5 protein-coding genes are annotated in these 5,884 nt (G+C 50.5%); 2 read left to right on the top strand and 3 right to left on the bottom strand.

Translation table 11 applies throughout. The features are described from left to right. A partial coding sequence (locus tag CCB157_RS15260) for a transposase (protein ID WP_193432315.1) occupies window positions 1-260 on the top strand: 260 nt, incomplete at its 5' end. 1,201 nt (window positions 261-1,461) lie between these two features. On the opposite strand, the gene rbsK is transcribed toward CCB157_RS15260, so the two are convergent. After that, window positions 1,462-2,349, bottom strand: coding sequence for a ribokinase (gene rbsK, locus CCB157_RS15250; RefSeq protein WP_077616727.1), 888 nt, complete (start codon window positions 2,347-2,349; stop codon window positions 1,462-1,464). A 272-nt stretch (window positions 2,350-2,621) separates the two neighbouring features. On the opposite strand from rbsK, the gene CCB157_RS15245 reads away from it, so the two are divergent. Then, a complete protein-coding gene (locus tag CCB157_RS15245) occupies window positions 2,622-2,807 on the top strand; it encodes a small acid-soluble spore protein H (protein ID WP_077616725.1) in 186 nt (61 codons plus the stop codon). 56 nt (window positions 2,808-2,863) lie between these two features. On the opposite strand, the gene CCB157_RS15240 is transcribed toward CCB157_RS15245, so the two are convergent. Together CCB157_RS15240 and CCB157_RS15235 are read right to left on the bottom strand one after the other, a co-directional pair. Beyond that, window positions 2,864-3,952: a DUF1648 domain-containing protein gene (locus CCB157_RS15240; RefSeq protein ID WP_077616724.1), complete on the bottom strand. Its 1,089-nt coding sequence runs from the start codon at window positions 3,950-3,952 to the stop codon at window positions 2,864-2,866. A gap of 434 nt (window positions 3,953-4,386) precedes the next feature. Further along, window positions 4,387-4,782 (bottom strand): GntR family transcriptional regulator, encoded by a 396-nt coding sequence (locus CCB157_RS15235; RefSeq protein ID WP_077616723.1) that lies wholly within the window; start codon window positions 4,780-4,782, stop codon window positions 4,387-4,389. Window positions 4,783-5,884 lie beyond the last annotated feature (1,102 nt).

Below are 5,884 nucleotides of genomic sequence, written 5' to 3'. Positions count from 1 at the left end.
ACCGGCGGCGCCTGCGCACAACCAATGGCATCGAACGGCTCAATGAGGAAATCCGCCGCAGAGAACGGGTGATCCGCATTTTTCCGAACCGGGAATCGGTGTATCGCCTCGTAGGCGCCGTGTTGATCGAAATGGACGAAAAATGGATATCGGGACGCAAATACCTGGATATGTCCGACTATTGGCAGTGGCGGAAAACGAAAGAGTTAGGCGTTCAAACGATGAATCAGGAAGTTTCGGCGATCAAGAAAGTGGGATAATTTCTTCGACGTGTCAAGGAGAACGTGAAATACCTCGGAAGCGAGGAGTTGCCGCGAAAGCGCCTTGACACGCCTGTCCTTTGACAACAATGATCATTAGTCCGGGAAGGCGACCGGCAGGGAGACTTGCCGGACTTACCTGCCATACGTCAGGTCATCAGGTCCATCTTTCTATCAAAGGGAAATTTACACAATAAAATGGACTTGACCTAAAATCCTCCCCATTTTCTTGTATTTTGTAACGAATGTGTAATGGCCAATCTAATATGATCAATACGTCATCACCCGTCGGCACGATGATTGGGGGAACGTGTCGACTGCATCACCATCCTTTCTCCATTTGGGATTAAGGTCGTTTTGACCGGGGGGTTAAGATCGCTACAAGGAGAAGGGTGTACCGCCTTAATCCTTTCCTTTGAGCGGGCGTTAAGCCGCGGATTGATATGAGATTTATCTCCTCCTCAAATCAAGGATTTGCTTTCGCCCGCCCTCTTTTTTTCATCAATCGATTTTTCCAGTACACGAGATAAAGATATATCTTTTTTTATGCCTGAGCCGGCTCACGGATAGAAGCCTTATAAATGGTTTCCTCCCGAAACAACCAATTTGTGACATTCCATTTACTCGCTTTATGGGCAATCCCGCTTGCATAACCATATATTCAGGTGATGGTGACCAGATGGATACAGTAAATATGACGCATATAATCTTTAATGTGATATAATTTAGAAAAATATACGGGAGGATCTTATGTATCCGGGAACCGTTATTTTCCAAATTTTAGCGTTTTTAAGTGTTGCCGTGACGGCGGTCATTGCCGGTTTATTGATTAAAATTTTGTTAAAAGCCTCTAGAAAATAACGTCCCATTAACAGCCCGCTTCAGATAAAAACCAAGACCTGTTGCCAAACACCTTTCCTGCGCTTGCTTTCGAGGCGCAAAAGTGCAAGATCATGAAGAAGTCCGACTCTCTGATGGTTCTATGTCCCATTCGCCGCACTGTGACCGAATAAAAAGAGCGATTTTAATGGAAGGATGACCGTGATGCTCACGGCCTCCTTTCTCCTTTCGCTGATGGCTTTAGGCATTACGATGTTCACGATCACTCTCATGGTTCGACAAAGCAAAAGCACGAAATAGGCCGAAAAAAGAGCGAGGATGCCGTTCCTCGCTCTTTGATTTTTTAGTTTTCCCATCCATATCACAAACTCCCGTTTTCAAGAAAGCGCAGGACGTCTTCCAAATAAGGGGCGCTCGTTTGGGCGCCTCGTTTGGTGACCGAGAGCGCGCCCGCGGCGTTGGCGAATTTTACGGCATCGGCAAGCGGCCTTCCTTCCGCCAGGGCAACGGCGAGCGCGGCGTTGAAAACATCTCCCGCTCCCGTCGTGTCAATCGCTTTTACGCTGTAAGCCGGAACGTCCACATGCTTCGCGCCATCGCAATATTGGGCACCGTTCTTGCCTTTCGTCACGATGGTTTTCGCGGCGATGGCTTTGGTCAGCCCGGTGCGCCGCATCGCCTCAAATTCATGCTCGTTCGGCGTGAGAAAATCGACAGCGGCCAACAGTTCATCGGGCAATGGCCGATACGGGGCTGGATTGAGGATGACGATCGCTCCGGCGGCTTTTGCCGTCCGCGCGGCCGCGAGCACAGCAGCCATCGGAATTTCCAGTTGGAGCAATACAACTGCGCTCTCCCGGAGCACCGCTTCGGCGCGGAGAATGTCCGCATCGGAAAGGCGGGCGTTCGCACCCGGCACGACAATGATGCTGTTTTCCCCGTTCGTGACCGTGATCGCCGCGGTGCCCGTCGTTTCCCCGGAAACGATTCGCACGGCCTCGGTCCGCACGCCTTCCGACCGTAAATTCGCGAGAGCGCGTTCTCCGAAGACATCCTCGCCGACACACGCGACGAGCGCAACGTCCGCACCGAGCCGGGCGGCGGCCACCGCTTGATTGGCGCCCTTGCCGCCGGACAGAAGGGAAAACCGCGACCCGAGAATCGTCTCTCCTAACTTGGGCGGGACTTCCGCCTCGGTCACCAAATCCATATTCACGCTGCCGACGACCGTGATTTTCGTTTTCATGATGGGCCTCCTTTGCTTTAAAACCATTCTTTATCATGCCGCCCGTGAAATCTGCCGCGTCCGTTTTCGAATCGGCGGATGGAGCCGCCGAACTGCGGCTCCTGTTTTAACTGGATACGCGGGCGTCCGAACTTCGAAACGTTTCTGTGACCGTTCCCTTTGTCTTTGTTTTTTACATCTCTTGCATAAAGAGATCGGCAAGATCGTATGCCGCGAATAATCGCCGCTCCTCGGACAGACACTAAGTGTGAATTCATTGTATGGAGGGATCACGCATGGACAAACAGCGCGCCAAGGAAATCGCTGCCTCGCCGGTGATGGCGAATGTGACCTATAAAGGCACACCGGTTTACATCCAACACGTCGATGACGAAAAAGACACCGCCCGCATTTATCCGCTTGATTTTCCCGAACAAGAGCAAGAGGTCCCGCTGAAAGCCTTAAAGGAAGACTATCGTTAACACTTTGTTCACGCTTCGTTCCGAACCTTGAAGAAAATTGATCATTTGCGCCCTTTTCACCGCGCCAAGAACACGACGAGCACAATCGGCACGACGACGATGCTGAGCAAAATCACCCAAGAAAGCGGATGAGCGAAATTATTCGTCCAACCGACACCAAAACGTTTTTCTATGAAGAGCGCCGGATCATCGGGGTTAAAGTAAAAAATGCCGAGTTTCCAGTAGCGATCATCGTCGCGATTGATCACTGCTGATTTTTCCTGACCGTTGCCGGCAATGCGACTGCCGCCCTGACCGGTCGTCAAGGCCAGCGCCGCCGTCCCGAACAAAATGAAGGCGAGCACGATGAAGTTCCCGGCGATCAGCCATACGGCCGACAGTTTATAAATGAACGACCATTGCATCAAGATTTCCAAAAAGATCAACGCGCTCCCCGTACAAATGATAAACAGCGACCAGCGCCTGCGGAATGCGATGTTTTTCCGGACAGACGCTTCCGGATTGTCAGCATCGATCAGCGCTTTCGACCGCCCGATGACGGTGTTGATGAACACGAAAAGGGCGAGCATATAAAACTGCAGGACCGGCAACGTAAACACGGAGCGAATCGATTTGTCCGCCCATCTCACCACATGGCCCTGAAAATCATACTTCACGGGGATGCGGGCGGGCATTTTGTCGTACATGGCAAGCGTCGCCACAAGGGTCAACAAGCTGGCGGCGAAAGGAATCATAAACCAGGCGTTGGAATAAGTCAGTTTTTGTTTGCGAAAGGCCGTGTCGGCGACGAGGCGTTCCCTGCGCCCGGCGCTCCAATTTCGCTCGGCTTTTAACGCTTTCATTTTCTTGTGAAATACGAGATAGACGGCAAAAGAAGCGATGAGGTACGTCGTGATCACCGCGGGAAAAGCGAGCTCATAACGGCTCAACAATCCCATGATCAGCGCCGACAAAACGGCGATGAGCGCCGTCGCGGCAACATAGGCCTTGCGCAGGCGGACAAGCTCCGCGCTTTGATAGGCGTCTTTCGGTATCGACACGCCAAAGCTTTCCGTGCGCCGCGTCAAGTACGGCATACATATCGTCACGACGGCCATCGGCACAAAGGTCACGAGAAACAGTCCGTAAATGATCGTTCGATCCATGGCGTTCACCTCGATAAAATCGTCTTTTGGATTCGCGCGTCCGTGTGTTTATCATGAAGGGGACGTGTGCATGTTTCGTGTTCGGTTCTCCCCATGCGTTTCCTTATTCCGAGAAAGGACGCTTAATTTTGAACTCAATCCTCAGCTTTTTAAAAATTTCACATTTCGCTTGAATCCGTATCTTCACCGTTCAGAAATCCTTCCTTTATCTGGTGTTTAGATCCGATCGGATGAAAGCCGCCCGCTTCTCTAAATGGCGGTGGATTTCGAAAGCCTATCGACTCCCCTCGTTCCAATTAAATTTCGACAGCTTTTCTAAAACGTATGGTCTGCCGACCACGTAAAAGCAGCCGCTCTCTTTAACCCTTGTTCCGATCGTCCTGAATCCTTTTGTTTCGTCAGTTCTGCCCGTTCGAATGTCTCTCCGCCTGAGACTATTTTTTTGCCGTCCTTTTCGCTCGCATTTCAGCAAAAAGCGATCGGCACAACGCCAGAAAGTTGTCTTCAGCCATCCCCCGGGAGACGGCTTCCGCGATGATGGGCTCCAGGTCCGCCCGTGTTTTTTCATGGAACGCGCGATCCGCGGACGGCAATACGGACGCGATGGTGACGCCTTTTTGCCGGTGAATGTGGAGAAACCCGTCGGCTTTCAACAAATGGTAAGCCTTGTTGACCGTGTGCATGTTTATCCCGAGGTCTTGCGCCAACATCCGAACGGACGGCAACGATTCACCCGGCTGAAGCTCTCCGGTGGCGATCCCCTTGATGATGGCGTTGACGAGCTGTTGATAAAGCGGCCGTTCCGATTCCAAATCCAGCTCTAACAGCAAAATCCGATCCCTCCTCCGTTTGTGTTGTTATATAAATTATATAACAGATAATATAAAATGCAAGCTCCAAACAGCCTATTTTTTTGAGGCCCCCATCGCCAATGTGAACCATGATGACCGAATTATCCAGATGTTGTCCACAAGATTTTGACACTTATGCACAGGATTTGTGGATAACTAGTATAACTTCGAATCGGCTCGTCTGGATTCGACGAATAAGCGTTGCGATCGCCCGGTTGCTTGCAAAAAAGTTGGGACATCGCCCGCAGGATGTACTAGAACGATTAATCCACAAACGTTAAGGCGATCGCCTTCAGACGAAGATTTCAACCTTTTGCACGGCAACCCCGTTTTTAGCGAAAAACATTCATTTGTGCCTATTTTTTATTCAATCGGGAGATCGGCAAGACCTTACCGCTAGAAGTCTAAATGTAATATTACATTTTATTTGTCAATATCAACCGTTTTCTTGGATCACGTGCAAGCCAACCGGACAATCGTTTTTATCAATTCAACAAACGGAACGCATCATTCAATGAAATTGGAGACTAATTCAATGAAAATACCGTGTCATTCAACGAAAATCGGGGGGAGTTCAATAAAACAGAATTTTCTGTTTTAAAATACCCGAATTCTCGATAACAAATCTTGCTCCCTTATTGGGATTAAAGCGAAAGCGTAACGCCTTGCGACCGCTTCAGCATGAAGCTTAGGCGCCACCGCCATTTGCGGCACCGCAAAATCGAGTAGGAGGGGGTGACGAACCCCCGTCCCCTCACACCACCTAGCATGCGGGTCCGCACTAGGCGGTTCGCCAATCTTGACGGAGTTCAAAATATCTCTGCGTTAAACTCTTCAGCCCTTGCTTAAGCCAGTAGCTTTGCCAAGGGCTTTATGCAATTGAGGCGTCCTTGTCGTACGCCAAGCCCCTTTCCGAGTGTTAGCGATCTCGAACACTTCGTGTTCTTTGAGCCCAAGGGCTCTCAGTTCACGAATTCGAGTTCTCACCCTTTTCCATTGGTGCCAACGGCACAGTCTCAACCTTCTTCTTATCCATTCTTCCAGGCGCTTCAAGGGAGAGGGGTCTCAATTAACGCGAAGT

The sequence above is a fragment of the Caenibacillus caldisaponilyticus genome, from assembly GCF_002003465.1.
Classification (GTDB): Bacteria; Bacillota; Bacilli; order Bacillales; family Sporolactobacillaceae; genus Caenibacillus; species Caenibacillus caldisaponilyticus.
Note: the sequence above shows the minus strand (reverse complement) of the source record. Positions and strands in the feature narration are given on the sequence as shown.

Excerpts from the sequence above, each read along its gene's own strand:
- CCB157_RS15240 (WP_077616724.1), bottom strand. The coding sequence starts at position 3,952 with ATGGATCGAACGATCATTTACGGACTGTTTCTCGTGACCTTTGTGCCG.
- CCB157_RS15245 (WP_077616725.1), top strand. The coding sequence starts at position 2,622 with ATGGACAAACAGCGCGCCAAGGAAATCGCTGCCTCGCCGGTGATGGCG.